Source organism: Gordonia liuliyuniae, assembly GCF_021738805.1.
Taxonomy (GTDB): Bacteria; Actinomycetota; Actinomycetes; order Mycobacteriales; family Mycobacteriaceae; genus Gordonia; species Gordonia liuliyuniae.
Genome location: NZ_JAKKOR010000001.1, coordinates 180,372 through 206,392, shown reverse-complemented (window position 1 = coordinate 206,392; position 26,021 = coordinate 180,372). Strand labels below are relative to the sequence as shown.

Genomic DNA, 26,021 nt, shown 5'->3' with positions numbered 1-26,021 from the left:
GCACATTCTCGTGCGGCGACGCGATCGTCGGATGAATCAGGCCGGGCTCGGGTCAGCTGGGTCGGACGGTGAGGATCCGCGGACCGTTCTCGGTGACCGCGACGGTGTGCTCCCAGTGCGAGGCACGGGTTCCGTCGTCGGTGACGACGGTCCACCCGTCGTCGAGTTCGGTGGTGTCCTCAGTGCCGAGGGTCAGCATCGGTTCGATGGCGAGCGTCGACCCCACGACGAGGCGCGGACCGCGATTGGCTTTGCCCTCGTTGGGCAGGAACGGTTCCATATGCATCTCGCGCCCGATACCGTGTCCGCCGTAGCCTGCGACGATGCCGAAGCGCCTGCCGAACTTCGTTGCGGCCGCATGCGTCCCGGCTTCGATGGCGGCAGACACGTCGGTGAGGCGTCCGCCGGGGACCATGGCCGCGATCCCGGCTTCCATCGACAGTCGGGTGGCTTCGTTGAGTTCGTGGTCGGCAGTCGACAGGTCACCGATGCCGAACGTCCACGCCGAGTCGCCGTGCCACCCGTCGTAGACGGCTCCGCAGTCGATGGAGACGAGGTCGTGGTCGGCGAGCACCACATCTCCGGATGGGATTCCGTGTACGACGACCTCGTTCACCGACGTGCAGATCGAACCGGGGAAACCGTGATAGCCCTTGAACGACGGGACCGCGCCGGCCTCGCGGATCACGGTTTCGGCGACCTCGTCGAGATCGAGGGTGCTGACGCCGACGCGTGCGGCCGCACGGACCGCGACGAGGGCGGCGCCGACGATCTCGCCTGCGGCCGCCATCGCGTCGAGTTCACCGGCCGAACGGAACGGCACAGCTTTGGGTTTACGGAATCCCACGGGCCGGGTCAGGCCTTGCCGAGCGCCGACATGACGCGCTGATGGACCTCGGCCAACTCGCCGACGGCGTCGATGCTCTTGACGGTGCCCGCATAGTGGTCGAGCAGCGGAGCGGTCTCGGCGTCGTACACCGACATTCGGTTGCGGATGACGTCTTCGGTGTCGTCGGCGCGGCCACGGGCCAGCATGCGTTCGACGACGACATCAGCGTCCACCTCGAACGACAAGACACCGTCAAGCTTGGTGCCGAGGTCGTCGAGGATTCCTTCGAGCGCGATCGCCTGCTCGGTGGAGCGGGGGAAGCCGTCCAGAATGAAGCCTTTCACGGCATCCGGCTCGGCGAGGCGTTCACGCACCATGTTGATGGTGATCTCCGGCGGCACGAGGTTTCCTGCGTCGAGGAACTTCTTTGCCTCGACACCGATCGGGGTGCCCTGCGAGATGTTCGCCCGGAACAGGTCTCCGGTCGAGATGTGCGGAATGCCTACCGCTTCCGACAGCAGCTCTGCCTGCGTGCCCTTGCCTGCTCCGGGAGGACCGAGGATGACGAGTCTCATTTCAGGAATCCTTCGTACTTGCGTTGCATCAACTGGCTGTTCACCTGCTTGATGGTGTCGAGGCCGACGGCCACGATGATCAGCAACGCCGTGCCGCCGAACGGAATGTTCTGCGCACTGCTGCCACCAAGGTCCATGAACAGGTTCGGGAGGATCGAGATGATGCCGAGGTACAGCGATCCCGGCAAGGTGATCCGGTTGAGCACATAGCCCAGGTATTCGGCGGTCGGACGTCCCGGTCGGATGCCGGGGATGAAGCCGCCGTAGCGCTTCATGTCGTCTGCGCGCTCTTCGGGGTTGAACGTGACGGCCACGTAGAAGAACGTGAAGAACATGATCAGCAGGAAGTAGACCACAATGTGGAACCAGCTGGACGGGTTGATCAGGTTGTCCTGCATCCACACCTGCCAGCCGGAGACATCGGTGTTGTTCTGGTTGGTGATCTGCAGGATCAGCTGCGGGATGTACAGCAGCGACGACGCGAAGATCACCGGGATGACGCCTGCGGTGTTCACCTTGATCGGCATGTAGGTCGACGATCCGCCGTACATCTTGCGGCCGACCATACGCTTGGCGTATTGGACGGGGATCCGTCTCATGCCCTGCTCGATGAACACGACGGCGACGAGGATGATCAGGACGGCGACGACCACGAGGCCGAACGCGAGTCCGCCGCGCGACTGCAGGATGGTGCGGCCTTCGGACGGGAGGCGTGCCGCGATGCCCGCGAAGATCAGGATCGACATGCCGTTGCCGATGCCGCGTTCAGTGATGATCTCGCCGAACCACATGACGAGCATGGCGCCTGCGGTCATGACGAGCACGATGATGATGAGGCCGAAGATCGACCGGTCGGAGATGATCTCCTGGGAGTTGCAGTCTGCTCCGGTCGTCGGCAGCAGGTTGCCGCTGGCGGCGAGCGCGACGATGCCGGTGGACTGCAGGAGGGCGAGCGCCAAGGTCAGGTAACGCGTGTACTGCGTCATCTTGGTCTGGCCGGACTGGCCTTCCTTACGCAGCTGCTCGAACCGCGGAATGACAACGGTGAGCAGCTGAACGATAATGCTGGCCGTGATGTACGGCATGATGCCGATCGCGAACACCGACAGCTGCAGCAGTGCGCCGCCGGAGAACATGTTGATCAGCGAGTAGATCTGACCGGAGTCGCCTTGGCTGGCGGCTTCGACGCATCGATCGATCTCTTTGAAGTTCACGCCCGGCGACGGCATCGTCGCGCCCAGGCGGTACAGGACGAGGATTCCGAGGACGTAGAAGATCTTCTTCCTCAGGTCGGGCGTCCGGAAGGTCGCCACGAGGGGGGAAAGCACCAAGTCCTCCTATAAGCACCTGAGTATGCGGACCGCTGGCCAGCATTCTCGGCGATCACGCTCGAAAGATTCCGGGCACCCCGTCGTCAGGATGCCCCTACGAACTCTAACAGTCGTCCAACCACAGCCGGTCAGGCGAGCGGGTCGCGAACACGATGTGTCCGTTTTACGCTCGCCTGACCGGGTGATCAGATGTGCACCAAGTCTTACTGCTCGGTGGCGGTGCCGCCTGCGGCGGCGATCTTCTCTTTGGCGGAGCCGGTGAACTTGTCAGCGGTCACGTCGACCTTGACGTTCAGTTCGCCGTTGCCGAGAACCTTCACGAGACGGTTCTTGCGGACTGCGCCTGCTGCCACGAGTTCGGTGACGCCGATGGCGCCACCCTCCGGGAACAGCTTGGCGATGTCGCCGACGTTGACGACCTGGTACTCCACGCGGTTGCGGTTGGTGAAGCCCTTGAGCTTCGGCAGACGCATGTGAATGGGCATCTGGCCGCCTTCGAAGCCGGCAGGCACATTCTTACGAGCCTTGGTGCCCTTGGTGCCGCGACCCGCGGTCTTACCCTTCGAGCCCTCACCGCGACCCACGCGGGTCTTTTCGGTCTTCGCGCCCGGTGCGGGGCGAAGGTGGTGCAGCTTGATGGTCATGACTTAAACCTCTTCGACTGTCACGAGGTGCCGCACCACGTTGATGAGACCGCGGTTGATCGGCGTGTCCTCGCGGGTGACGGTCTTGCGGATGCCCTTGAGTCCAAGGGTGCGCAGGCTGTCACGCTGGTTCTTCTTGGTACCGATGGTGCCCTTGATCTGGGTGATCTTCAGTTCAGCCATGGCTTATGCTCCCTTGTTCGCTGCGGCAGCAGCGCGTGCGCGCAGCATCCCGGCGGGGGTGACCTCTTCGACGGTCAGTCCGCGACGAGCAGCGACCTCTTCGGGCTGCTGCAGCATCTTCAGGGCGGCGACCGTCGCGTGAACGACGTTGATCGCGTTGTCCGAGCCGAGGCTCTTCGCCAGGACGTCGCTGACGCCTGCGCACTCGAGGACGGCGCGGACGGCGCCACCGGCGATCACACCGGTACCCGAGCTGGCCGGGCGCAGCATGACGACACCGGCAGCCGCCTCACCCTGAACGGGGTGGGTGACGGTGCCCGCGATCAGCGGGACGCGGAAGAAGTTCTTGCGAGCCTCTTCGACGCCCTTCTGGATCGCTGCGGGAACTTCCTTGGCCTTGCCGTAGCCGACGCCGACCATGCCCTGGCCGTCGCCGACGACGACGAGAGCGGTGAAGCTGAAGCGTCGACCGCCCTTGACGACCTTGGACACGCGGTTGATCGTGACAACGCGCTCGAGCTGGTTCCGCTCTTCGCGGTCACGCCCTCCGCGGTTGTCGCGACGGTCGCCGCGGCCGCGGCCGCGCTCGTTGCTGTTGGTGTTGTTGCTATTTCCGGCGGGTCCGTTGCCGCCATCACGCTGACGTCCGGGCATCAGATGTCCCCTCCAGTGTTGGTCTTGTTGATCATCATCAGAACTTCAGGCCTCCCTCGCGGGCGGCGTCGGCCAGTGCCGCGATGCGGCCGTGGTACGCCTTGCCGCCGCGGTCGAAGACCACAGCGTCGATGCCTGCAGCCTTGGCGCGGGCGGCGACGAGCTCGCCGACCTTGCTGGCCTGTGCCGACTTGTCGCCACCGGCTGCGCGAACGTCAGCTTCGATGGTGCTGGCTGCTGCCAGCGTGCGACCGGTCAGATCGTCGATGACCTGCACGTGGATGTGACGGCTGCTGCGCTTGACGGCCAGGCGCGGACGCTCTGCCGTGCCGGCGATGTGCTTGCGCAGACGGAAGTGACGGCGGTTCGTCGCGGTGCGACGGCGCGTCGACACGTCCTTGCCGAGGGGCTTGCGTGCTTTGGCGGTCGTTTGAGTTGTTTCAGACATGTCTACTTACCCGTCTTTCCGACCTTGCGGCGGATCTGCTCACCCTCGTAACGCACGCCCTTGCCCTTGTACGGGTCGGGGCGACGCAGACGGCGGATGTTCGCCGAGATCTGGCCGACTTGCTGCTTGTCGATGCCCGAGATCGAGAACTTGGTGGGCGATTCGACGGCGAAGGTGATGCCTTCCGGTGCCTCGATCGGCACGGGGTGGCTGTAGCCGAGGGCGAACTCGAGGTCCTTGCCCTTGGCCTGGACGCGGTAGCCGACACCGAAGATTTCCATCTTCGTGGTGTAGCCCTGGGTCACGCCAACCACCAGGTTGTTGACGAGGGTACGGCTCAGTCCGTGCAGGGCACGGCTGCGACGCTCGTCGTTCGGGCGGGTGACGACGATGGAACTCTCTTCCTTCGTCACCTCGATCGGCTCGGAGACAGTGAGGCTCAGTTCGCCCTTCGGGCCCTTGACCTTCACGTCCTGGCCGTCGATGTTGACGTCGACGCCGGCCGGGATTTCGATGGGATTCTTACCAATACGCGACATTTTTCTACGCTCCCCTACCAGACGAAGGCGAGGACTTCGCCGCCCACGCCCTGGTTGGCTGCCTGGCGATCAGTGAGCAGACCGGACGACGTGGAGATGATGGCCACGCCGAGGCCGCCCAGGACCTTGGGCAAGTTGGTGGACTTCGCGTACACCCGGAGGCCCGGCTTCGAGACGCGACGGAGACCAGCGATGCTGCGCTCCCGGCTCGGGCCGTACTTCAGGGTGACGACGAGCTTCTTGCCGACCTCTGCGTCTTCGACGCTGAAGTCGGTGATGTAGCCCTCGCGCTTGAGGATCTCGGCGATGTTCACCTTGATCTTCGACGACGGGAGGCTTACCTCGTCGTGAAACGCCGAGTTGGCGTTGCGCAGACGTGTCAGAAAGTCTGCGATCGGGTCAGTCATGGTCATGGTTGACCGTCAACCTTTCTCGTAGCGGTTCCCATACAGCGGTGACCTGCGATTTCTCGCATGATGCGCCGGTGGGCCTTCCACGAAGTGGATAGTTGTGCATTGTTCTCCCCCGCTGATGCCATTGGCTTTTCACCGGCACCCGCGAGCTATGAAGTTGTAAGTCCCGGGGGCACACTTCACCCAGGCAACTGGTCTAGTGTAGGGAACTCGCTGGCGAGGACCAAATCGGGCAGTCGGACGAGGAGCTGGGACGCTGTCGCACGAAGGTCCCGAATGTCGCGAGAACGCCGGTTCTGGCGGCATTTCAGGCATAGAGTCCGACCCATGCGGGAGTCTCACAGCGTGCAAGGCCCGGCGGCGCAAGCCCTACTCGACGTCGGCAACTTCTTCACTAAATGGGATGAGAGCGACGACGGTCGCGCCGTGTTCCGCGACGGTGGCCGCAAGGGCGATGTCTTCTACCGGGATCGGTGGAGCCACGACAAGATCGTCCGGTCGACGCACGGCGTCAACTGCACCGGATCGTGTTCGTGGAAGGTATACGTCAAAGACGGCATCATCACGTGGGAGACACAGGAGACCGACTATCCGTCGGTCGGTCCCGACCGCCCCGAGTACGAGCCACGCGGCTGCCCGCGCGGCGCCGCATTCTCCTGGTACACGTACTCCCCGACCCGAGTGCGGCACCCGTACGCACGGGGCGTCCTCGTCGAGATGTTCCGGGAGGCCAAGAAGAAGGTAGGCGGCGACCCGGTCCTCGCGTGGGCCGACGTCGTGAACGATCCGATGCGGCGTCGCTCCTATCAGCAGGCGCGCGGCAAGGGCGGACTGGTCCGGGTCACCTGGGACGAGGCGATCGAGATCGCCGCCGCGGCCCACGTGCACACCATCAAGACGTACGGGCCCGACCGTTGCTCCGGCTTCTCCCCGATCCCCGCGATGTCGATCGTGAGCCATTGCGTCGGCACCCGGTTCGTCCAGTTGATCGGCGGCGTCATGACGTCGTTCTACGACTGGTACGCCGACCTTCCCGTCGCGAGCCCGCAAGTGTTCGGCGACCAGACCGACGTGCCCGAGTCCGGCGACTGGTGGGACGCGTCGTACCTGATGATGTGGGGCTCCAACGTCCCGGTGACCCGCACTCCCGATGCGCACTGGATGGCCGAGGCACGGTACCGGGGCACCAAGGTCGTCACCGTCTCACCCGACTACGCCGACAACACGAAGTTCGCCGACGAATGGCTCCCCGCCCAGGCGGGCACCGACGCCGCCCTCGCCATGGCGATGGGGCACGTGATCATGCGCGAGTTCTACGTCGACGGGCAGACCCCGTTCTTCGCCGACTACTCGCGCAAGTACACCGACCTGCCGTTCCTGATCCGCCTCGACGAGCGCGACGGCACCCTCGTCGCAGGCAAGTTCGTGACAGCCGACGAACTCGACGGCGCACCGACCGACGGCCCAGACGACGCACCTGGCGCCGAGGAGCAGTGGAAACCGGTTGTCCTCGACTCGGTCACCGACACCCCCGTCGCCCCGAACGGATCGCTGGGGTTCCGGTACGCCGAATCCGGCGCAGGCAAATGGAACCTCGACCTCGGCGACGTCGTCCCCGCGCTCAGCCTCTACGACGGCGACCACGAGCCGCGCGAAGTGAGCTTCCCAGCATTCGACGCCCCCGACGGCAGCGGAAGCGTCATCGTCCGCGGTGTGCCGACCCGCCGCATCCACGGACACCTCGTCACGACGGTGTTCGACCTGATGCTCGCCCAATACGGCGTGCAACGCGACGGACTACCCGGTGTCTGGCCCACCGGCTACGACGACGCGTCCGTGCAATACACCCCCGCCTGGCAGGAGGCGATCACGTCGGTGCCCGCCGACACCGCGATCCGGGTGGCCCGCGAGTTCGCGACCAACGCCCGCGAGTCGGGCGGACGCTCGATGATCATCATGGGCGCCGGCATCTGCCAGTGGTTCCACGGCGACGCGACCTACCGCGCGATCCTCGCGATGCTGTTGTTGACCGGCAGCATGGGCCGGAACGGCGGCGGTTGGGCGCACTACGTCGGCCAGGAGAAGTGCCGTCCGATGACCGGCTGGATCTCCCTCGCCAACGGCCTCGACTGGTCGCGTCCACCGCGCACCCAGCCCGGCACCTCGTACTGGTACATGCACACCGACCAGTGGCGGGGCGACGGCTACTCGACGTCGGCGCTGGCGTCCCCGCTCTCGCAGGGCACGCTCGACCACGAGCACACCGCCGACGCGATCGCCCAGTCGGCGGCGCTCGGGTGGATGCCGTTCTATCCGCAGTTCACCGCGAATCCGCTCGATGTCGCCGACGACGCGCAGGCCGCCGTCGCCGCGGGTGACGCCCCGGACGCCGCGTCGTATGTGGCGGAGAAGTTGCGCGACGGCGGACTCACTCCCGCGATCAGCGACGTCGACGCTCCCGAGAACTGGCCGCGCACCCTGGCGCTGTGGCGGTCGAATCTGCTCGGGTCGTCGGCGAAGGGCAACGAGTACTTCCTGCGACATCTCCTCGGCACCCACCACAACGTGCTCGGTTCCGAAGACCCGCAGACGCCGCGGCCGTCGAGCGTCGCCTGGCACGACACCGCACCCGAGGGCAAGCTCGACCTGATGCTGTCGGCGGACTTCCGCATGACGAGCACGACCCTGCTCTCGGACATCGTGCTGCCCGCGGCCACCTGGTACGAGAAGCACGATCTCAGTTCCACCGACATGCATCCGTTCGTGCACGCCTTCACCCCGGCGATCGACCCGCCGTGGGAGGCCAAGAGCGACTTCGAACTGTTCCACCTGCTCGCCGAAAAGCTCTCCCACCTGGCGAAGACCCACCTGGGGACCCGCCACGACCTGGTCAGCACGCCCGTCCAGCACGACACCCCCGGTGAGACTGCGCAACCGCACGGCCGCGTCGTCGACTGGCGCGAGGAAGGCAACCCCGGAAAGCCGGGCGTCAACATGCCGACGTTCGCGGTGGTCGAACGCGACTACACGGCGATCGCCGACAAGTTGGCGACGGTCGGACCGTTGGCGGACACACTCGGTTTCACCGTCAAGAACGTCAACTACGACATCGCCTCGCAGATTCCGCGCCTGGCCGCCAAGAACGGTGTGATGCAGTCCGGTGCAGGCGCCGGCAGGCCCGCGATCGAAACCGACGAGAAGCTCGCCGAAGCGATCCTGACGTTCTCCGGGACGACGAACGGCGCGCTCGCCGTCGACGGCTTCGAGAAATTGGAGAGACGTGTCGGTAAGACGCTCGTCGACCTCGCCTCCGGCTCGGAGGAGAAGCGGATCACGTTCCCCGACACACAGGCCGGACCGGTCCCGGTGATCACCTCGCCGGAATGGTCGGGGTCGGAGACCGGCGGGCGACGGTACGCCCCGTTCACCGTCAACATCGAACGCGACAAGCCGTTCCACACGCTCACCGGACGCATGCACTTCTACCTCGACCACGACTGGATGATCGACATCGGCGAATCCCTGCCGATCTACCGGCCGCCCCTCGACATGCACCGTCTGTTCGGCGAACCGAAGCTCGGAGCCAACGGTGAGAAGGAGATCACCGTCCGCTACCTGACCCCGCACAACAAGTGGTCGATCCACTCCGAATACCAGGACAACCTGTTGATGCTGTCGCTCTCCCGCGGCGGCCCGACGTGCTGGATGTCGGCGGAGGACGCGGAGTCGATCGACGTGAAGGACAACGACTGGATCGAATGCGTCAACGCCAACGGCGTGTTCGTCGCGCGCGCCGTCGTCAGCCACCGGATGCCCGAAGGCGTCTGCTACGTGCACCACGCGCAGGAACGCACCATCGACGTCCCCAAGTCGGAGGCCACTGGCCGACGCGGCGGCATTCACAACTCGGCGACGCGACTGCTGGTCAAGCCGTCACACCTGATCGGCGGGTACGCGCAACTGTCGTACGCGTTCAACTATCTCGGTCCGACGGGAAATCAGCGGGACATGGTCTCGACAATCCGTAAACGCAGCCAGGAGGTCACGTACTGATGCGAGTCATGGCGCAGGTCGCGATGGTGATGAATCTCGACAAGTGCATCGGCTGCCACACCTGTTCGGTCACCTGTAAGCAGGCGTGGACCAACCGGGCGGGCACCGAATACGTCTGGTTCAACAATGTGGAGACACGCCCCGGGCAGGGGTATCCGCGGCAATACGAGGACCAGGAACGGTGGCGCGGCGGGTGGAAGCTCGATGGGCGAGGCCGGCTGCGATTGCGCGCGGGCGGACGGCTGCAGAAGCTGCTCACCATCTTCCACAGTCCCGTCCAGCCGACGTTGCACGACTACTACGAGCCGTGGACCTACGACTACGAGAAACTCATCAATGCTCCGCTGGGCGACGACTTCCCCGTCGCCCGACCGAAGTCGCTCATCACCGGCAAGGACACGAAGGTCACGTGGTCGGCGAACTGGGACGACAACCTCGGAGGCGGACCGGAGGCCGCCGAACTCGACCCGATCATCGCGAAGCTGCGCGCCGAGTCGGAGGCGCAGATCAAGTTCTCCTACGAGCAGACGTTCATGTTCTACCTCCCGCGGATCTGCGAGCACTGCCTCAACCCGTCGTGCATGGCCTCCTGTCCGTCTGGCGCCATCTACAAGCGGTCCGAGGACGGGATCGTCCTGGTCGACCAGGACCGGTGCCGCGGCTGGCGGCAGTGCGTCACCGGTTGCCCGTACAAGAAGATCTACTTCAACCACCGGTCCGGCAAAGCCGAGAAGTGCACGTTCTGCTATCCGCGCATCGAGGTCGGGCAACCGACGGTCTGCGCGGAGACCTGTGTGGGACGTCTGCGCTACATCGGCCTGGTCCTCTACGACGCCGACCGCGTCACCGAGGCCGCGTCCGTCGAGAACGACACCGACCTGTACGAGGCACAACTCGATCTGATGCTCGATCCGCAGGACCCGGAGGTGATTCGCCAGGCGCGCGCCGCGGGCATCACCGACGGATGGCTCGACGCGGCTCGACGCTCACCGGTGTACGCGCTGGCTAAGAAGTATCGGATCGCGCTGCCGCTGCATCCGGAGTATCGGACGATGCCGATGGTCTGGTACGTGCCGCCACTCTCGCCGATCGTCGACCTCCTCACCGAGCAGGGGCACGACGGCGAGGCGGCAGGCACGCTGTTCGGTGCGATCGACGCGCTGCGGATCCCGCTCGAATACCTCGCCGAACTGTTCACGGCAGGCGACACCGACAAGGTCGCGCACGTGCTGCGGACGTTGGCGGCGATGCGCTCGTACATGCGCGACATCAATCTGGGCCGCGAACCGGACGCGTCGATCCCGGCGTCGGTCGGCATGTCCGAGGAGACGATGTACGAGATGTACCGTCTCCTGGCGATCGCCAAATATCACGACCGATACGTCATCCCGACCGCGCACACCGAACAACACGAGCGCGCCAGCGAACTCGAGGAGCTCGCGTGTTCGCTCGACTACGACGGCGGTCCCGGAATGTACGACTCCGGCGCGTTCGGCGAGGCCAGCGGCCGGCCGACCCCGGTGTCGGTCGAGACGTTCCACGCCTTGCAGGAACGTCAGACCAGCGAGGGTGCAGCGGGAGACGCGGCACTGCGCGGGCGCACCAACCTGTTGAACTGGGACGGCAACGGTGTCCCCGACGGGCTCTACCCGGAGAGGAAGGCGTCGCAATGAGGCTGCGTCTACGGTCCGAACGATCGATCGCCGCCGACCACCGCGTCGTGCGTCTCGTCGCCTCCTGGTGCCTCGCCTACCCGGACGACGATCTCCTCAGCAAGATCGGCATGTTGCGCGCAGGCCTGGCCGAGGCGCCGCAGACCGAGGCGAGCGCCCTGCTGACGTCGTTCCTCGACCACCTGTCGGAGACCGATCCGGCGCACCTGACCCACGACTATGTCGACGTGTTCGACCTCTCCGGCAGACAGACGTTGTTCCTGACCTATTGGACCGACGGTGACACCCGGCGGCGCGGCGAGACTCTCGCCGCCATCAAACGCGTGTATCGAGACTCCGGCTTCGCCGTCAAACTGCGCGGCGAGCTGCCCGACTATCTCCCGGTGATCTTGGAGTTCGCGGCACGCGTCGACCCGGAGCGCGGCGGCACGCTCCTTGCCGAGCACCGCGGCGCCCTCGAGTTGATCCGCTTCTCGCTGCTCGACAAGGCGTCCCCGTACGCGCATGTGCTCGCCGCTGTGTGCGCGACGCTGCCGGGCGAGTCGCCGCCGGACCGTGCGTCGGCGATCGCGATGCGCGGGCACCGCCCCGAAGTGGAGTCCGTCGGACTCGAACCGTTCGACCCACGACTACTTCCCCTGCACACCGGAGCCGAGGCGGGAGCCCTACGATGAGCATCTTCCTGTGGGGCGTCCTCCCCTACCTGGCGTTGATCGCCGTGATCGGCGGGACTATCTGGCGGTACCGCTACGACAAGTTCGGGTGGACGACCCGATCGTCGGAGCTCTACGAATCTCGTCTCCTGCGCTTCGGATCGCCGCTGTTCCACTACGGGATCCTGATGGTGATCGCCGGGCATGTGATCGGACTGGTGATCCCCGAATCGTGGACGGCTGCCATCGGCATCAGCGAGACCTTCTATCACTGGGTGGCCGCCGTCGGCGGAATCATCGCCGCAGTCGCCACCCTCGTCGGCGTCTCCCTTCTGGTCTACCGGCGTCGGACCGTCGGCCCGGTGTTCATGGCGACCACCCGGAACGACAAACTCATGTACGCGGTCCTGCTGGCCGCTCTACTCGCGGGCAGCTACATCACGCTGGTCGGAATGATCGACCCGCACGGGCACGGGGTGAACTACCGCGTGACCGTCTCCCCGTGGTTCCGGTCGATCTTCGCCCTGCAGCCGGACATCTCCGCGATGGAGGCCGCGCCCCTGCGATTCCACATTCACGTCGTCATCGGCATGTGCATGTTCATCCTGGTGCCGTTCACCCGACTGGTGCACATCTTCACCGCACCGCTGCACTACCTGTTCCGCCCCTACATCGTCTACCGCAGTCGCGACGACCGGCCCGCTCCGGGCAACGCGCCGCCGCGCCGCGGCTGGTCGCCCATCGGAGTGAAGGATCGAGACTGATGACCGCACCCGGCGTTTCCGCCCCTGCCTCGGTCACCGGGCAGACCCGTAACCTCGTTCTGGCGACGGCAGCGTTCGCGATCAGCTTCTGGGCGTGGAACCTCGTCGGACCGCTCAGCAAGTACTACACCGAGACGTTAGACCTGTCGGCGAGCCAGAAATCGGTCCTCGTTGCCGTCCCCATCCTCGTCGGTTCCCTCGGGCGGATCGTGGTCGGCGTCCTCACCCCGAAGTACGGCGGACGGGTCATGTTCCCCGCGCTGCTGGTGCTGACCGCACCGTTCGTCGTCCTCATCGCCGTCGCCAGCAACCTCGGCTCGTATCCGATGATGATCGTGATCGGCTTCTTCCTCGGCATCGGCGGCACGACGTTCGCGGCGGGTATCCCGTTCGTCAACAACTGGTTCGAGCCGTCTCGGCGAGGTCTCGCGACGGGCGTGTTCGGTGCGGGCATGGGCGGCACCGCCCTGTCCGCATTCTTCACCCCTCGGTTCGTGAACTGGTTCGGGTACACCGCGACGCACATCATCATCGCGGTGGCGCTCGTCGTGGTGGCAGGCATCTGCTGGGCGTGGATGCGTGACGCGCCGTCGTTCGTGCCGAGCACCGAGCCCGGCTTCCCGAAGCTGATCAGCGCGTTGAAGCTGCCGATCACCTGGCAGATGTCGTTCCTATACGCCGCGGCGTTCGGGGGCTTCGTCGCCTTCTCCACCTACCTGCCGACCTATCTGAACGACGTCTACGAGATCACCGATCCGACGTCGGCCGGCACCAGGACGGCCGGGTTCGCAATCGCCGCGGTCATCGCCCGCCCCATCGGCGGCGCGCTGTCGGACAAGTTCGGCGCCCGGCTGATCACCGCGATCTCCTGCGGCGGCGCCGCCCTGCTCGCGGTCTGGATGATCACCAAGCCGTCGACCGGATCGGGTCTGGCCGCCGTCGACTTCATCGGCATGGCCATCATGATGGGACTCGGATCCGGTTCGGTGTTCGCCTGGGTCGCGACCGCGTCGCCCGCTGCGCGGGTCGGCGCCGTCACCGGTCTCGTCGGCGCCGCGGGCGGCCTCGGCGGATTCTTCCCGCCGCTGGTCATGGGAGCGACCTACGACGAGGCAGGCCACTCGTACACGATCGGCCTCGCACTCCTGGTCGCGTTCGCCGCAGCCGCCTGCCTGTTCACCGTGTTCGGCATCGGGCGCAGTGCCTCCGAGTCTGCGGCGGAATCGAGAGTCAAGGAACCGAGAGTGGAGAAGTCATGAGTTCGGTATCGCTGCCCGCCGTTGTCGACGAGCTGATGTCCGAGGCGCGCGAGGCGAGTTCGGGCCGGTCGGCGCGCACCGTCCGCGGCCACGCCGAGCACACGCTGCGGCACACGGTCATCGCATTGGCCGCAGGCAACGGACTGTCGGATCACGAGAGTCCGGGCGAGGCCACTCTCCAGGTGCTGCGCGGCACCGTCCGACTCACCACCGCCGACGGCGAATGGCACGGCACGGCGGGCGATCTCATCGACATCCCGAACGTGCGGCACGGGCTGATGGCAGACGAAGACTCGGCCGTGATGCTGACCGTCGCGCTGCGCGGCACCACGAGGGACGGGCGTAAACCTACACCGGACAGCGCACACACTCGCCGATAGACCAACGCAAGCCCTGAGCGGTGTAGGTCGCCCCACACTCCTCGACGCCAGGCCCCGCAAGCCCCGGGAGGCCGCCGCATAGCCGTACACCCGTCGCCCGGCCGCCGCGCTCGCCTCGACCCAGTCCCGCAGCTGGGCGGTCTTCCGGTCGAACACCGCGGCCAGCGACGCGAGTCCACTCGACTAGGTGACCCGCGCTCGATTGATCGAGGGTCGATCCCTCACAGTTCTGGAAACGCCGAAAGTAGCCAACTGCGCCGTGTCGCCCCCAGGACGGGACTGAACCTACACCGCGTAGCGCGAACACTTGTCTATAGACCGTTGCAAGGCCTGAGCGGTGTAGGGCGCCCCTGATACCGACTCATCAGCCGCGGCAAGATCACCGACGTCGAGTTCGCGCGGATTCGTCCGACCGTTCCTGATTGCCGCCGACCTGTGGCGGCTGATCAAGGTGAGTCCGAGGAGCCCCGAGGTCGCCGCGTACGGCCGCTCGGCCTGACCCTCATTCGCCGCGCGACACGTAGTACGGTCGCGGGCCCCGCCATCCGTACCTGAGGGAGAGGAGTCGCGCGAAGATCACCAGCGCCGCGCAGATCAGTCCGATCCACGGCCGATACCAGTCGAAGTACATCAGGGCGGACGTCACCACCGCGCCGACGAACGCGGGGATCGCATACAGGGGTTCGTCCGTGCGCAGGATCGCGGGCACCTGGCCGGACAGCACGTCGCGGATGATGCCGCCGCCGACGCCGGTGGTGAGCCCGAGGAGCGCGGCGGCAGGCGGCGACACTCCCCACGCGTAACCGACCGCGGTGCCGGTGAGGACGAACATTCCGAGACCTATCGCGTCGGTCACGTCGAGCGGCCAGCGCGTCAACCGCGTGGGCGGATGCCAGAAGAAGATGATCAACCCGGTGACCGCCGCCGCGGCAAGGTACTGAAGATCGGTGAATGCGGTCGGCGGCGTGTTGCCGACCAGAACGTCGCGGATGATGCCACCGCCGAGCGCGGTGCTGACAGCCAGGAACACGATGCCGACGATGTCGAGGTTCCGGCGGACGGCCAACAGTGCTCCGGACGCGGCGAACGCGATGGTGCCGATCATCTCGCCGATCTCGTGGACGAGTGACGCCGCATCGTCGATGTCGGCCGCCAGCACGACCGACTGCGCAACACTCACATCCGCCTCCGCTCGCATCGGTTCGCTCCGACTCTTCGGATTGAGCGTAGCCACCGCCGGTAGCGCGGCCGCATCCGAGACAGGGAACATCGTTCGTACATCCGCTTCGAGCCGGGGGCCTTCGAGCCTGGATCTCAGTACACTGTGATCCGTGAAGCAGCTGTCACCCGGCGAGAACCAGCCACTGCCGTCGTCGACGATCGGTGTGCAGGTCCGCTGCGCGTCGCAGGCGAACACATCGGCGATCCTGTTGACCGACAGCGGACGCGTCCGGTCCGACGCCGACTTCGTCTTCTACAACCAGCCGTCGGCGCGCGGGGTGCAGTACCGCGACGAGGGTGCGGTCGACACGATCGCCATCGACACCGGCTCCGTCGACCAGGATGTGGTGACCATCGCGATCACCGCGAGCCTCGACGGCACCGGCCCCGCATCGTTCGCGACCGCGGGCGTCCTGCAGGCGACGGTCTTCGATGCAGCCGGGACCGCGACCGCCGACTTCACTGTTCCCGGCCTGACGAGCGAGACCGCCGTCGTCTGCCTCGAGGTGTATCGCCGCGGCGACGCGTGGAAGGTCCGTGCCGTCGGACAGGGCTACGACACCGGGCTCGCCGGCCTCGCGTCCGCGTTCGGCATCTCCGTCGACGACGAGCCCGCGCAGCCGAGCGGGCCACCGATGGCCGACCCACAGCAGTGGCCGCCCACGCCGACTTCGATCCAGCAGCCGCCGTCACCGACGCCGGTGCCCAACCCCGCCGCGACCGCCAGCGTCGCGGGCCGCACCCCAGGAGGGTCCATGCAGAGCGAACTGTTCGCCCCCGCACACGCCGAAGTGCAGTCGCAGGGCATCGGCAAGCAGGGCAGCAAGATGTGCCGGGTCGGGCTCAGTGGCGAGGTCATGGCCCGCCAGGGTTCGATGGTCGCCTACCAGGGCGACCTCCGTTTCGAAGCGCTCGGCGCGGGCGGCATGGGACGGATGGTGCGTCAAGCGGTGACCGGTGAGGGGGTGCCGCTCATGAAGGTGTCCGGTCGAGGCGATCTGTTCCTCGCCGACAATGCGTCCGACGTCCACCTCATCGACCTGGACGGGTCGGACGGGCTCACCATCAACGGTGCCAACGTGCTGGCCTTCGAACCGACGCTGCAGTACAACGTCGAACGCATGCACGGCGCAGGCGCCATGAGCAATGCGGGCATGTTCAACTGCGTGTTCACCGGCCGTGGACGCATCGCGATCACGACGAACGGTTCGCCCGTCGTACTGAACGTCGCCGGCGACACTTTCGCCGATCCGCAGGCCGCCGTCGCCTGGTCCTCGAGCCTGCGGACCACGGTGAAGACCAATGACAGTTTCGGTCTCAACACACTGTTGGGTCGCAGCACCGGGGAACGGTTTACCCTGGCCTTCGGCGGACAGGGTTTCGTCGTCGTCCAACCGTCCGAGCAGCCGCCCGGCGGGTTCATCGGCGGAACCGGCGGAGGAAACGATGCAGGTGTCGGCGGCATGCTCGGAGGATTCCTCGGCCGCTGAGGCGATCGGGCTACCCGGCTCGCGCGAGTACCTCGCGCAGAGCAGACGCGAATTCTGCGGCGTCCGGTCCGCGCAGACGCGCATAGTTCAGTACGAGACCTGAGACCGCATACCGGTGCGCCTGACTGCTCAACGATCGGGTCCGCCACCCCGCTGCCTCCAGAGCGCGGACGATCTCGTCGTCGTCCCGCCCTGGCAGCAACACGCACAGGTGCAGCCCCGCTTCGACACCGGTCACCGCCAAGTCGGGACACTCTCGGCAGAGCGCGGACACCAGCCGTGAGCGTCGGTCGCTGTACACGCGGGCCGCCCTCGCGAGATGGCGATCCATCGCTCCCGATCCGATGAACTCCGCGAGCACATCGGCGGGCACCGACGACGGGCCGCGACGGTGCACGGCCAGCCATCGCTGCACACCGCGGCGCAACGTCGCAGGTGGCAGACACCACGCGACCCGGAGGTCGGGCGCGACGGATTTGGACGACGTCCCGACGTACGCCACGCTCTCCGCCCCACCGGGCAGTGTCGCGAGCGCGGGCAACGGGGCGACGCCGTAGCGGAACTCCCCGTCGTAGTCGTCCTCGATCACGAGTGAGCCGGTCGTGCGCGCCCACTCGACCAACGCCACACGACGGTCCACGCTCATCCGATACCCGAGCGGATAGTGGTGCGCTGGTGTCACGAAGACGATCGAGGGCTCGTCGCCGAGCAGGGCCGCGTCGAGGCCGTCGAGGTCTGCGGGATGCACTCGCACGGACAGTCCTTGCTCGCGCGCCATGAGCATTGCTCCGCGATAGCCGGGGTCCTCGATGTGAAACGGGGCCTGCCCGTCCGCCGCGAACGCCGCACACAGAGCCGCGACGGCCGATCGCGAGCTGTCGAACAGCATCGGGTCTGCATCGGCGATGCCTCGGTGACGCCGAAGATGCCCGGCCAGAGCCGCGCGGAGTGTCGGGCTCGGTTCCTCCCACGGATTCAATCCGGCCAGTCCTCCGACCGCAGCAGTTCGGACCGCGCTGCGCCAGGCCCGCGCGTCGACCAGCGTGGCGTCGGGGATTCCGGGCCTCAGGTCGCGGTGCGACCGACCGCGTCTCGGTTCGACGGTGAGCCCCGGACCTGCCTCGTCACGCCCGCGTGTCCTCGCCCCGGCCCGTGCCGCCTGTGTCGCCCCGCCGCTGACACGCGTGCCCGACCCGTGCGTCGAGGAGATGAAGCCCGCGGCGGCGAGTTCGTCGAACGCCCGCACCACGGTTCCTCGGGAGAGTCCGGTCTGCCGAGCCAGCACGCGAGTGGACGGCACGGCGTCGCCGTCCGTGAGCGCGCCGTCGGCGATCCGGTCGACGATTGCGTTCACCAGGTCGGCGGCACCCGCCACATCGCCGAGGACTAGAGAACCAGGACCGGGGTTGCGTGGCATGGAACCCAGAATAGTGGTCCTGCGATAATGACAGAAGTGGATCTACCATGATGGCCACTTCGCGGGTGGAATAGCCGTATGACATCGTTCCGACAGTCCGACCGCCTCCGTAATGTCCGCTACGACGTCCGCGGCCCCATCCTCACCGAGGCCATGCGCCTCGAGGCCGAGGGCCACGACGTGCTGCGCCTCAACTTGGGCAACATGCACCCGTTCGGACTCGAGGCCCGCCCCGAGATCGTCGACGCCGTCGCCGCCGGCCTCGCTCCCGCGCAGGCGTACTCGGACTCCCGCGGAATCCCCGAGGCGAGAGAGGCGGTCGCCGAGCACTATCGGCGCTGCGGCATCGACGACGTGTCTGCCGACGACGTGTTCCTCGGCAACGGGGTCAGCGAGCTCATCACGCTCACACTCCAGGCGCTGGTGAACCCGGGCGACGAGATCCTGGTGCCCGCCCCCGACTATCCGACGTGGACCGGCGCGGTGAACCTCACCGGCGGGGTACCGGTGCATTATCTGGCCGACGAGGCCAACGGATGGAATCCGTCCATCGAGGACATCGAGTCGAAGGTGACCCCGCGAACTCGCGCTCTCGTGATGATCAACCCAAACAACCCGACGGGCGCCGTCTACAGCGAGGAGACGGTCCGCGGGATCGCCGACATCGCGCGCCGCCACGACCTGATCCTGCTCAGCGACGAGATCTACGAAGAGCTCGTGTTCGGCGACGCCCGCCACCACCATGCCGCCCGCACGGCGGGCGACGACGTCCTGTGTCTGACGTTCGGCGGCTTGTCGAAGGCCTACCGGGTGTGCGGCTACCGGGCGGGATGGGTGGTCGCGACCGGACCGCTGCATCGCGCGGCCGATCTGCTCGAAGGCGTCACCCTCCTGTCCAACATGCGTGTCTGCCCGAATGTGTCCGGCCAGTACGCGATTCCCGTCGCACTCGGCGCGGGCGCACCCGGTTCTCCGCTGCCCGCCGACATCGTCGATCCCGACGGGAGCCTGGAGCGTCGACTCGCACTGACCGCCGATGCGCTCAACGCGATCCCCGGCGTCACCTGCGTCCCGCCGCGCGGTGCACTGTACTGCTTCCCTCGGATCGATCGTGAGATGTTCGGTGTGGCCGACGACGAGGCTTTCGTGCTCGACCTGCTGCACACCGAGCACATCCTGGTGACACACGGGACGGGCTTCAACTGGCCCGAGCCCGACCATTTCCGGATCGTCTGTCTCCCCGACGAACACGTCCTGACGCGGGCGGTCGCGTCGATCGGCGACTACCTCGCACGCCGCAGACGGTGAACCGTCACCGTTGCGGCGGATGCGATCACGGCCGAAGCAGGACCTTGCCCGACCGTCCCGGAGTCCCGCTGGCGTCGACCGCAGAGGCGATCTCGGCGAGCGGGAACACGCCGTCGACCGGCAGCGTGATGCGTCCGGTGGTGACGGAGTCGATGACCTCTCGCATCAGCGCCGCGCGCTTGGTCAGCGACATCTCTTGACTGACCGTGCGGCCCCAGAAGCCCTTCACCGTGAGTTCCTTGAAGATCGCCGCGTTGACCGGGATCTCCAGGAGCGCCTTCTGGCCCGCGCCGGGTGCGCTCATCGCACCGAACGAGACGAGTGTGCCGCGCAAGCCGAGCAATTCGGCGAGGTCGGTGCTCGCAGGACCGCCGATCGAATCGATCGCCGCGGCGAAGCCCGCCTCGCCGGCGAACGCCGCTGCCTTCTCTCGCCAGCCGTCCGTATCGGTGGACACGACATCGATGACGCCGGCCGCGGCGAGTTCGTCGACGGCCGCCGATCGACGGACGATGCCGACGACATTGACTCCACGAGCCTTCGCGAGCTGTGCCACCAGCCGTCCGACCATCCCGTTCGCGGTGTTCTGGATAACCCATTGGCCCGGCTCGACGTCGAGGTAGTCGAGCAGCGTCACCGCACTGAAGGGCATCGCGAACAGCTGTGCGGCCGCTTCGTCGGAAACGAGGTCGGACACCGGAAGCAGGCCGCTCGCACTCGCGACGAAGTACTCCGCCCAGGTTCCGAAGGCGGACCCGGTGGCCACGCGCTGCCCGACTTCAAGACCGCTGACACCGTCGCCGAGGGCATCGATCACGCCGACCGCCTCCGAGCCGGATCCGGCCGGCAGGCTGGGCTTGTAGCCGTAGTCGCCCTTGACCGTCCAGAGGTCGTGGTTGTGGATCGGCGCGAGCAGCGTGCGGACACGCACCTGGCCCGGGCGGGGTTCGGGAAGCGGGACGTCGCGGACGGACAGGACGGTAGCGGGATCGCCGAATTCGTCGTGTACGAGTGCGCGCATGAGTTCTCCTTGAGGTCAGTGGTCGAGCGGTGAGCGGTGGCCGAGCGTATTCGGTGGCGTCTGCGGTTCAGTCGTCAGAGACGGAGACGGCTACGTCGACGTTGCCTCGCACCGCGTTCGAGTACGGGCACACTTGATGCGCGGCGTCCGCGAGGGCCTGCGCAGCGTCGTGGTCGAGATCGGGAATGATCACCTCGAGGGCGACGGTGAGCTCGAATCCACCGGATCCGTTGGGGCCGATGCCGACCCGGGCTCCGACGCTCGAGTCACCGAGATCCACCTTCTGCGACCGGGCGACCATCTGCAGCGCCGAATGGAAACAGGCCGCATAGCCAGCAGCGAACAACTGCTCCGGGTTGGCACCCTCGCCCGAGCCGCCCATCTCCTTCGGGACGGCAAGTTGCAGATCGACGCGGGCGTCGGCGGTGCGGGTGCGCCCGTCGCGGCCTGCTCCGGTCGCGATGGCTTCAGCGGTATAGACGGCATTCATCGTTAGTTCCTAACTCGATTGGGAGGGGTTGGGTGCACTGTGGGCCTCACAGAAGCGGACCGCGAGGTCGCGGAGCAAAACTGCGTCGTCGACGGAGAGCTTGAATCCCTCGTAGACCCGCTCGCGAGCGGCGTCGACCACGGGCTGCAGTGCGTGTCCCGCCTCGGTCACGTGCACGGTGACCAGGCGTTCGTCGGACTGATCACGGCGTCGCTCGACGTACCCGCTCTTTTCGAGACGCCGGATCAGCGGCGACAGCGTGCCGCTGTCGAGGTGGAGTCGGTCGCCGAGATCACGGACAGTGACCGCATCCTCGTCCCACAGGGCGAGCAGCGTCACGTACTGGGTGTAGGTGAGTCCGAGTGCCGCGAGTTCTCCGCGGTAAGCACCCGAAGCCACCTTCGACGCCGAGTAGAGGGCGAAGCACAACTGCGATTCCAGCTTCCGATCTGCATCCACCCATTCATAGTTGCACGTAACTCGATTGTGCGCAACCAAATAGTCGCGATTAGGCCCTGGACGCCGCATCCGCGTTGCACGAAAACGCCGTCGGCCCCGCCTCCTGACAAGGGAGACGGGGCCGACAGCGTTATTGCGGTGTTCTCGGATCAGCGCAGAGAGAGGATCCGAGAAGAAGTCACCAGCTCGACTTCTGCACGCCCGGCAGTTCGCCGGCGTGAGCCATGTCGCGCAGGCACACGCGGCACAGACCGAACTTGCGGTAGACCGAGTGCGGGCGACCGCACTTGTTGCAGCGCGTGTAGGCACGCACGGCGAACTTCGGCTTCTTGTTGGCCTTGTTGACCAGCGCCTTCTTTGCCATGTCAGTTGTCCTTAGCGTTGTTGTCCTTGAACGGGAAGCCCAGCGCGCGGAGCAGCGCACGGCCTTCGTCGTCCGTGGTGGCCGAGGTGACGACGGTGATGTCCATGCCGCGCGGCCGGTCGATGTTGTCGATGTTGATCTCGTGGAACATCGACTGCTCGGTCAGGCCGAACGTGTAGTTGCCGTTGCCGTCGAACTGACGGTCGCTCAGGCCGCGGAAGTCGCGGATACGCGGGAGGGCGATCGACACGAGGCGATCGAGGAACTCCCACATGCGGTCGCCGCGCAGCGTGGTGCGGGCGCCGATCGGCATGCCCTCACGAAGCTTGAACTGGGCGATCGACTTGCGAGCGCGACGGATCTCCGGCTGCTGGCCGGTGATCAGAGCGAGATCGGCGACGGCGCCGTTGATCAGCTTCGCGTCACGCGCGGCGTCACCGACACCCATGTTCACGACGACCTTGACGACGCCCGGGATCTGCATCACGTTGGCGTAGTTGAACTCGTTGTTGAGCGTTTCCTTGATTTCCTCGCGGTAACGCTGCTTCAGCCGCGGCTGAACCTTTTCGGTTGCGGTCATGTTCAGATGTCCTTCCCGGTCTTGCGCGAGATACGGACGTTCTTGCCGGTCTCGTCATCGACGCGGTAGCCGACGCGGGTCGGGTTGCCCTCGGAGTCGACGATCATCACGTTCGAGACGTGGATCGGAGCTTCCTGGGTCACGATGCCGCCGGAGCTCGCGCCGCGCTCGTTGGCGGAGTCTGCGACGTGCTTCTTGATGCGGTTGACGCCTTCGACGAGAACGCGCTCACGCTTCGGGTAGGACTCGATGACCTTGCCCTTGGCGCCCTTGTCCTTGCCTGCGATGACGATGACAGTGTCACCCTTGTGGATCTTCATGAATCAGATCACCTCCGGTGCGAGCGACACGATCTTCATGAAGCGCTTGTCGCGAAGTTCACGGCCGACCGGGCCGAAGATGCGGGTGCCCCGCGGGTCGCTCTCGTTCTTGAGAAGCACTGCGGCGTTCTCGTCGAACTTGATGTACGAACCGTCAGGGCGTCGACGCTCCTTGGTGGTGCGAACGATGACGGCCTTGACGATCTCACCCTTTTTCACGTTTCCGCCGGGGATGGCGTCCTTGACGGTGGCGACGATGACGTCGCCAACGCCTGCATAACGACGCGCCGAACCACCGAGGACACGGATGCAAAGGACTTCCTTGGCACCGGTGTTGTCGGCGACGCGCACGCGGGATTCCTGCTGAATCACTGCTTGTCTCCTTGACCTGGATTTCTATGTCCGCCGGATTTCCGACCCGACGCACATGGTCTGCCGCCACCGAAACATGCGCCTGCCTGGCATTTCGCCGCGTGAACGGCTCCATGCCAGTGGGTTCGCATGCCGGCTCGCGGTGCACGCACCGCAGGCAACCGCTCTAGTGTAGGCGAAACGGCCGGTCAGGGACAAATTCCTAGCCACCGTCAATCACGGCCACCCTCAATCAAGGCCGCCGTCAATCAAGCCCACCGTCATCACGAGCCGCCCCGAGCGAGTCGAGTCCGATGGGGGTTCACGCGAACTCCTGCAAGCTGACCGTGCCGTCGGCGGCGACGGAGATCGTCGCCGCGACCGCACGTCCGGCGGGCAGCAGCCGGACGGTGACATCTGCGCCTGGCTCCGCCTGATCGAGCGCGGCCGTCCCCGCGGTCCACACCCTCTCGACGAGTCGGGCACGATCGTCGCCCACGACGGCGAGCGCGGGCTCGTCCGCGACGGTGGGGTCGGTGTGGTCGTCGAGGAGGAGGACGCGGACCCCACGCTTGCGCGCCGCCCATGCGGCGTCTGCCAGCGCGGGAACATCGAGTCCTGGTGCGCGGATCCGATCCCGTAGCTGGGCTTCGACGAGCCGGCAGTGCGCCAGTTGCTCGTCGTCGAGGACCTCCCCCGCCGCGATCGACTGCAGCAGCGGCCGCACACGCTCGTCCAGACGCGCCAACTGCTGGTCGCGGACGGCGCGAACGGCGAACGCCGCACTCTCCCGGCGAGCCTGTCGACGCAGCGCGAAGATCTGCTCGGCGCGCGGGCCGATCACCGTCGCGAACACCGTCATCAGGACGAGGACCCCGAGGTTGCCCGGGGTCATAATCACCAGATATTCACCGGAGTCGGCGCGGACCATCCCCGCCACCCCGATGGCCGCGGTCGAGACCACGAACGATATCCACGCGACGTCGACCCTCCCCCGCAGACACAGCAGGGCGCCGACGATCGCGGTGGCGCCCGCGCACGGCATGAGCGGTCCGCGCACCAGAGGTTCGACGGCCGCAATCACCCCGACGACGGCTGCGGTCTCGAGGACCACGACAGCGGCCGCCGACGACCGAGCCATCGGAGTGCCGCGAGCGCGCAGCGCGATTGCCCACGCCGCCCCCGTGCCGATAAACGACACCGCGTACAGGGCGGGCCACTGGAGCCCTCCCCCGCTGAGACCGAGGACGACGAACCCTGCCCAGACGATGACCGCCCCGATCATCACCTGCGGCGTCTGCAACCCGACGATCGCCGACGCGTCGTCGCGCGGACGACCCCGCCACCAGATGTCTGGCACCTGAATGTCCGGCCCGGTCACGGTCGCGCCCATCCGACCTCGACAGTCGTCCCCCGCCCGGGTGCGCTGCGCACCCGAGACCAGCCGCCCACCGAGTCCATCCGGTACCGCACGCTCGATCGCAGGCCGAGTCGGTCGGTGGCGACCCCGGTGGGATCGAATCCGATCCCGTCGTCGGCGACCACCACCGACACTCGACCGTCTGCGACGTCGATGGCGACCAAGACGTCGGCGTCGGCGCCCGCATGTGTTCGGGAGTTCCGGACCGCCTCGCCGACCGCCTCCGACAGCGCGCGGACCGTCGACGAATCGAACGACGATGCCGTCGACGTGTCGACGTGGACCACGGTCTCGACGGTCGAGTCGATCGCGGTGCGGATCCGGGCGACGAGCTCGGTGCCGGACACCTGTTCGTCGTCGCCGTCGTGGCCGGCGAGTGCGTCCAGTCGCGCCAACGCAGACGACGCGAGGTCGACGACTCTCGGGTCTCGCCGATCAGCGCCGACGGCGACGAGGGTGGAGATGACGTGGTCGTGGATCAAACCGTCGAACCGGGTGAGCTCGTCGTTACGCACGCTCGCCGCCACCAGGTCGGCGGCTTCGGACCGGGACGCGTCCAACGATGCGCCAGCACGCACAACCATCGACGTCACGTAGACGAACGCCGAGGTGAACAGCATCCCGAAGACCGCTTCGCGGGCCATCGCCCCGACGTCGACGCCGGGGCTGTGGGCGAGCGCGGTGTACGCCGCGGTGCTCTTGCACACGATGAGCACGAGGAGCGCTTCGCGTACTGGTCGGACGATGGCCACCGCGACGGCGGCCAGCCCGACGAAGTCGAGCATCCACACGGCGGGCTCCGCCGACTCGCCGACGCCGGCCAGCCCCCACACCCCGGCGGCGACCACGGCGCCGACCGGACAAGCTATCGCGGTGACGAGCGCGCGATGTTGCGGGGCCCGCGCCCACCGGACCGCGAGCAATGCCAGGCCGGGACCGAACGCGAGGATCGTGCCGACGAACGGATACCAGCCCGCGACCACTCCGTTGGCCTCGACGAGCATCGCGGGCAGCGTCACGATCAGGTAGACGACGTATCCGACGGCGATGATCGTCGACATGACGATGACGATGCGGTCGTGTTCGACCGATGGCTGGCGCCCACGACGGCGACTGGCCTCGACACCGTCCGGGGACGGCTTCGAGGCCAATCGTCTGAGTGCAGAGACAGTTGTCACGCGG

The 26,021-nt window shown here is 66.6% G+C and carries 28 protein-coding genes; 8 read left to right on the top strand and 20 right to left on the bottom strand.

The window, feature by feature from the left end; genetic code table 11:
• Nucleotides 1-52: 52 nt before the first annotated feature.
• The 9 genes from map to rpsH form a co-directional block, all read right to left on the bottom strand.
• Nucleotides 53-847: a type I methionyl aminopeptidase gene (gene map / locus L5G33_RS00845; protein WP_236996248.1), complete on the bottom strand. Its 795-nt coding sequence runs from the start codon at nucleotides 845-847 to the stop codon at nucleotides 53-55.
• Nucleotides 848-855: 8 nt separating this feature from the next.
• Entirely contained in the window at nucleotides 856-1,404 is a 549-nt protein-coding gene (locus tag L5G33_RS00840) for an adenylate kinase (RefSeq protein WP_236996247.1), read from the bottom strand.
• Nucleotides 1,401-2,732, bottom strand: coding sequence for a preprotein translocase subunit SecY (gene secY, locus L5G33_RS00835; protein ID WP_236996246.1), 1,332 nt, complete (start codon nucleotides 2,730-2,732; stop codon nucleotides 1,401-1,403). The genes L5G33_RS00840 and secY overlap by 4 nt, the downstream gene beginning before the upstream one ends.
• Before the next feature lie 206 nt (nucleotides 2,733-2,938).
• Entirely contained in the window at nucleotides 2,939-3,379 is a 441-nt protein-coding gene (rplO, locus tag L5G33_RS00830) for a 50S ribosomal protein L15 (RefSeq protein WP_236996245.1), read from the bottom strand.
• Nucleotides 3,380-3,382: 3 nt separating this feature from the next.
• Nucleotides 3,383-3,562, bottom strand: a complete 180-nt coding sequence (rpmD, locus tag L5G33_RS00825) for a 50S ribosomal protein L30 (RefSeq protein WP_161897451.1) — start codon at nucleotides 3,560-3,562, stop codon at nucleotides 3,383-3,385.
• A 3-nt stretch (nucleotides 3,563-3,565) separates the two neighbouring features.
• Nucleotides 3,566-4,216 (bottom strand): 30S ribosomal protein S5, encoded by a 651-nt coding sequence (gene rpsE / locus L5G33_RS00820; protein WP_236996244.1) that lies wholly within the window; start codon nucleotides 4,214-4,216, stop codon nucleotides 3,566-3,568.
• A 37-nt stretch (nucleotides 4,217-4,253) separates the two neighbouring features.
• Nucleotides 4,254-4,664: a 50S ribosomal protein L18 gene (gene rplR, locus L5G33_RS00815; protein WP_236996243.1), complete on the bottom strand. Its 411-nt coding sequence runs from the start codon at nucleotides 4,662-4,664 to the stop codon at nucleotides 4,254-4,256.
• Nucleotides 4,665-4,666: 2 nt separating this feature from the next.
• The gene (gene rplF, locus L5G33_RS00810; protein WP_236996242.1) at nucleotides 4,667-5,203 is read right to left on the bottom strand and encodes a 50S ribosomal protein L6; all 537 of its coding nucleotides are present in this window, start codon (nucleotides 5,201-5,203) and stop codon (nucleotides 4,667-4,669) included.
• A gap of 14 nt (nucleotides 5,204-5,217) precedes the next feature.
• On the bottom strand, nucleotides 5,218-5,616 hold the full coding sequence (gene rpsH / locus L5G33_RS00805; RefSeq protein ID WP_236996241.1) for a 30S ribosomal protein S8: 399 nt from the start codon (nucleotides 5,614-5,616) through the stop codon (nucleotides 5,218-5,220).
• Between the two features lie 327 nt (nucleotides 5,617-5,943).
• Here rpsH and L5G33_RS00800 point away from each other — a divergent pair, with 327 nt between their 5' ends.
• From L5G33_RS00800 to L5G33_RS00775, 6 genes are read left to right on the top strand one after another with little or no spacing between them, the layout of a single operon-like run.
• Entirely contained in the window at nucleotides 5,944-9,669 is a 3,726-nt protein-coding gene (locus L5G33_RS00800) for a nitrate reductase subunit alpha (protein WP_236996240.1), read from the top strand.
• Nucleotides 9,669-11,342, top strand: coding sequence for a nitrate reductase subunit beta (gene narH / locus L5G33_RS00795; protein ID WP_236996239.1), 1,674 nt, complete (start codon nucleotides 9,669-9,671; stop codon nucleotides 11,340-11,342). Before L5G33_RS00800 ends, narH begins: the two co-directional genes overlap by 1 nt.
• Nucleotides 11,339-12,016 (top strand): nitrate reductase molybdenum cofactor assembly chaperone, encoded by a 678-nt coding sequence (narJ, locus tag L5G33_RS00790; protein WP_236996238.1) that lies wholly within the window; start codon nucleotides 11,339-11,341, stop codon nucleotides 12,014-12,016. Before narH ends, narJ begins: the two co-directional genes overlap by 4 nt.
• Nucleotides 12,013-12,759, top strand: coding sequence for a respiratory nitrate reductase subunit gamma (gene narI / locus L5G33_RS00785; protein WP_236996237.1), 747 nt, complete (start codon nucleotides 12,013-12,015; stop codon nucleotides 12,757-12,759). The genes narJ and narI overlap by 4 nt, the downstream gene beginning before the upstream one ends.
• Nucleotides 12,759-14,018, top strand: a complete 1,260-nt coding sequence (locus tag L5G33_RS00780) for an MFS transporter (RefSeq protein ID WP_236996236.1) — start codon at nucleotides 12,759-12,761, stop codon at nucleotides 14,016-14,018. The genes narI and L5G33_RS00780 overlap by 1 nt, the downstream gene beginning before the upstream one ends.
• The gene (locus L5G33_RS00775; RefSeq protein WP_236996235.1) at nucleotides 14,015-14,398 is read left to right on the top strand and encodes a cupin domain-containing protein; all 384 of its coding nucleotides are present in this window, start codon (nucleotides 14,015-14,017) and stop codon (nucleotides 14,396-14,398) included. Before L5G33_RS00780 ends, L5G33_RS00775 begins: the two co-directional genes overlap by 4 nt.
• Before the next feature lie 502 nt (nucleotides 14,399-14,900).
• On the opposite strand, the gene L5G33_RS00770 is transcribed toward L5G33_RS00775, so the two are convergent.
• Nucleotides 14,901-15,578: a trimeric intracellular cation channel family protein gene (locus L5G33_RS00770; protein ID WP_236996234.1), complete on the bottom strand. Its 678-nt coding sequence runs from the start codon at nucleotides 15,576-15,578 to the stop codon at nucleotides 14,901-14,903.
• 151 nt (nucleotides 15,579-15,729) lie between these two features.
• On the opposite strand from L5G33_RS00770, the gene L5G33_RS00765 reads away from it, so the two are divergent.
• Nucleotides 15,730-17,109: an AIM24 family protein gene (locus L5G33_RS00765; RefSeq protein WP_236996233.1), complete on the top strand. Its 1,380-nt coding sequence runs from the start codon at nucleotides 15,730-15,732 to the stop codon at nucleotides 17,107-17,109.
• A gap of 10 nt (nucleotides 17,110-17,119) precedes the next feature.
• On the opposite strand, the gene L5G33_RS00760 is transcribed toward L5G33_RS00765, so the two are convergent.
• A complete protein-coding gene (locus L5G33_RS00760) occupies nucleotides 17,120-18,526 on the bottom strand; it encodes an aminotransferase-like domain-containing protein (RefSeq protein WP_236996232.1) in 1,407 nt (468 codons plus the stop codon).
• Nucleotides 18,527-18,604: 78 nt separating this feature from the next.
• Between L5G33_RS00760 and L5G33_RS00755 the strand changes: the two genes are divergently transcribed.
• Nucleotides 18,605-19,834 (top strand): pyridoxal phosphate-dependent aminotransferase, encoded by a 1,230-nt coding sequence (locus L5G33_RS00755; protein ID WP_236996231.1) that lies wholly within the window; start codon nucleotides 18,605-18,607, stop codon nucleotides 19,832-19,834.
• 25 nt (nucleotides 19,835-19,859) lie between these two features.
• Here L5G33_RS00755 and L5G33_RS00750 read toward each other — a convergent pair whose 3' ends face one another.
• From L5G33_RS00750 to L5G33_RS00710, 9 genes are all read right to left on the bottom strand, one after another.
• Nucleotides 19,860-20,855, bottom strand: coding sequence for a zinc-binding dehydrogenase (locus L5G33_RS00750; protein WP_236996230.1), 996 nt, complete (start codon nucleotides 20,853-20,855; stop codon nucleotides 19,860-19,862).
• A 67-nt stretch (nucleotides 20,856-20,922) separates the two neighbouring features.
• Nucleotides 20,923-21,345 (bottom strand): organic hydroperoxide resistance protein, encoded by a 423-nt coding sequence (locus L5G33_RS00745; protein WP_236996229.1) that lies wholly within the window; start codon nucleotides 21,343-21,345, stop codon nucleotides 20,923-20,925.
• Between the two features lie 9 nt (nucleotides 21,346-21,354).
• Nucleotides 21,355-21,804 (bottom strand): MarR family winged helix-turn-helix transcriptional regulator, encoded by a 450-nt coding sequence (locus L5G33_RS00740; RefSeq protein WP_236996228.1) that lies wholly within the window; start codon nucleotides 21,802-21,804, stop codon nucleotides 21,355-21,357.
• Nucleotides 21,805-21,982: 178 nt separating this feature from the next.
• A complete protein-coding gene (locus L5G33_RS00735) occupies nucleotides 21,983-22,168 on the bottom strand; it encodes a type Z 30S ribosomal protein S14 (RefSeq protein ID WP_183370365.1) in 186 nt (61 codons plus the stop codon).
• A 1-nt stretch (nucleotide 22,169) separates the two neighbouring features.
• The gene (gene rplE, locus L5G33_RS00730; protein WP_236996227.1) at nucleotides 22,170-22,748 is read right to left on the bottom strand and encodes a 50S ribosomal protein L5; all 579 of its coding nucleotides are present in this window, start codon (nucleotides 22,746-22,748) and stop codon (nucleotides 22,170-22,172) included.
• 2 nt (nucleotides 22,749-22,750) lie between these two features.
• The gene (gene rplX / locus L5G33_RS00725) at nucleotides 22,751-23,068 is read right to left on the bottom strand and encodes a 50S ribosomal protein L24 (protein ID WP_236996226.1); all 318 of its coding nucleotides are present in this window, start codon (nucleotides 23,066-23,068) and stop codon (nucleotides 22,751-22,753) included.
• A gap of 3 nt (nucleotides 23,069-23,071) precedes the next feature.
• Complete coding sequence (gene rplN, locus L5G33_RS00720) at nucleotides 23,072-23,440, bottom strand: 50S ribosomal protein L14 (RefSeq protein WP_236996225.1); 369 nt, start codon at nucleotides 23,438-23,440, stop codon at nucleotides 23,072-23,074.
• Nucleotides 23,441-23,741: 301 nt separating this feature from the next.
• Entirely contained in the window at nucleotides 23,742-24,812 is a 1,071-nt protein-coding gene (locus tag L5G33_RS00715; protein WP_236996224.1) for a DUF8320 family protein, read from the bottom strand.
• Nucleotides 24,797-25,900, bottom strand: a complete 1,104-nt coding sequence (locus L5G33_RS00710; protein WP_236996223.1) for a sensor histidine kinase — start codon at nucleotides 25,898-25,900, stop codon at nucleotides 24,797-24,799. Before L5G33_RS00710 ends, L5G33_RS00715 begins: the two co-directional genes overlap by 16 nt.
• Nucleotides 25,901-26,021: the final 121 nt, after the last annotated feature.

What these genes read in the sequence shown, in the direction of transcription:
- rpsH (WP_236996241.1), bottom strand. Translation starts at nt 5,616, where the DNA reads ATGACCATGACTGACCCGATCGCAGACTTTCTGACACGTCTGCGCAAC.
- L5G33_RS00710 (WP_236996223.1), bottom strand. Translation starts at nt 25,900, where the DNA reads ATGTCGACGATCATCGCCGTCGGATACGTCGTCTACCTGATCGTGACG.
- L5G33_RS00800 (WP_236996240.1), top strand. Translation starts at nt 5,944, where the DNA reads ATGCGGGAGTCTCACAGCGTGCAAGGCCCGGCGGCGCAAGCCCTACTC.
- rplF (WP_236996242.1), bottom strand. Translation starts at nt 5,203, where the DNA reads ATGTCGCGTATTGGTAAGAATCCCATCGAAATCCCGGCCGGCGTCGAC.
- narH (WP_236996239.1), top strand. Translation starts at nt 9,669, where the DNA reads ATGCGAGTCATGGCGCAGGTCGCGATGGTGATGAATCTCGACAAGTGC.
- rpsE (WP_236996244.1), bottom strand. Translation starts at nt 4,216, where the DNA reads ATGCCCGGACGTCAGCGTGATGGCGGCAACGGACCCGCCGGAAATAGC.
- rpmD (WP_161897451.1), bottom strand. Translation starts at nt 3,562, where the DNA reads ATGGCTGAACTGAAGATCACCCAGATCAAGGGCACCATCGGTACCAAG.
- narI (WP_236996237.1), top strand. Translation starts at nt 12,013, where the DNA reads ATGAGCATCTTCCTGTGGGGCGTCCTCCCCTACCTGGCGTTGATCGCC.
- L5G33_RS00840 (WP_236996247.1), bottom strand. Translation starts at nt 1,404, where the DNA reads ATGAGACTCGTCATCCTCGGTCCTCCCGGAGCAGGCAAGGGCACGCAG.
- rplO (WP_236996245.1), bottom strand. Translation starts at nt 3,379, where the DNA reads ATGACCATCAAGCTGCACCACCTTCGCCCCGCACCGGGCGCGAAGACC.
- narJ (WP_236996238.1), top strand. Translation starts at nt 11,339, where the DNA reads ATGAGGCTGCGTCTACGGTCCGAACGATCGATCGCCGCCGACCACCGC.
- L5G33_RS00755 (WP_236996231.1), top strand. Translation starts at nt 18,605, where the DNA reads ATGACATCGTTCCGACAGTCCGACCGCCTCCGTAATGTCCGCTACGAC.
- rplX (WP_236996226.1), bottom strand. Translation starts at nt 23,068, where the DNA reads ATGAAGATCCACAAGGGTGACACTGTCATCGTCATCGCAGGCAAGGAC.
- L5G33_RS00760 (WP_236996232.1), bottom strand. Translation starts at nt 18,526, where the DNA reads ATGCCACGCAACCCCGGTCCTGGTTCTCTAGTCCTCGGCGATGTGGCG.
- L5G33_RS00735 (WP_183370365.1), bottom strand. Translation starts at nt 22,168, where the DNA reads ATGGCAAAGAAGGCGCTGGTCAACAAGGCCAACAAGAAGCCGAAGTTC.
- rplR (WP_236996243.1), bottom strand. Translation starts at nt 4,664, where the DNA reads ATGTCTGAAACAACTCAAACGACCGCCAAAGCACGCAAGCCCCTCGGC.
- L5G33_RS00750 (WP_236996230.1), bottom strand. Translation starts at nt 20,855, where the DNA reads ATGCGCGCACTCGTACACGACGAATTCGGCGATCCCGCTACCGTCCTG.
- rplE (WP_236996227.1), bottom strand. Translation starts at nt 22,748, where the DNA reads ATGACCGCAACCGAAAAGGTTCAGCCGCGGCTGAAGCAGCGTTACCGC.
- L5G33_RS00745 (WP_236996229.1), bottom strand. Translation starts at nt 21,345, where the DNA reads ATGAATGCCGTCTATACCGCTGAAGCCATCGCGACCGGAGCAGGCCGC.
- L5G33_RS00780 (WP_236996236.1), top strand. Translation starts at nt 12,759, where the DNA reads ATGACCGCACCCGGCGTTTCCGCCCCTGCCTCGGTCACCGGGCAGACC.
- L5G33_RS00715 (WP_236996224.1), bottom strand. Translation starts at nt 24,812, where the DNA reads ATGGGCGCGACCGTGACCGGGCCGGACATTCAGGTGCCAGACATCTGG.
- L5G33_RS00775 (WP_236996235.1), top strand. Translation starts at nt 14,015, where the DNA reads ATGAGTTCGGTATCGCTGCCCGCCGTTGTCGACGAGCTGATGTCCGAG.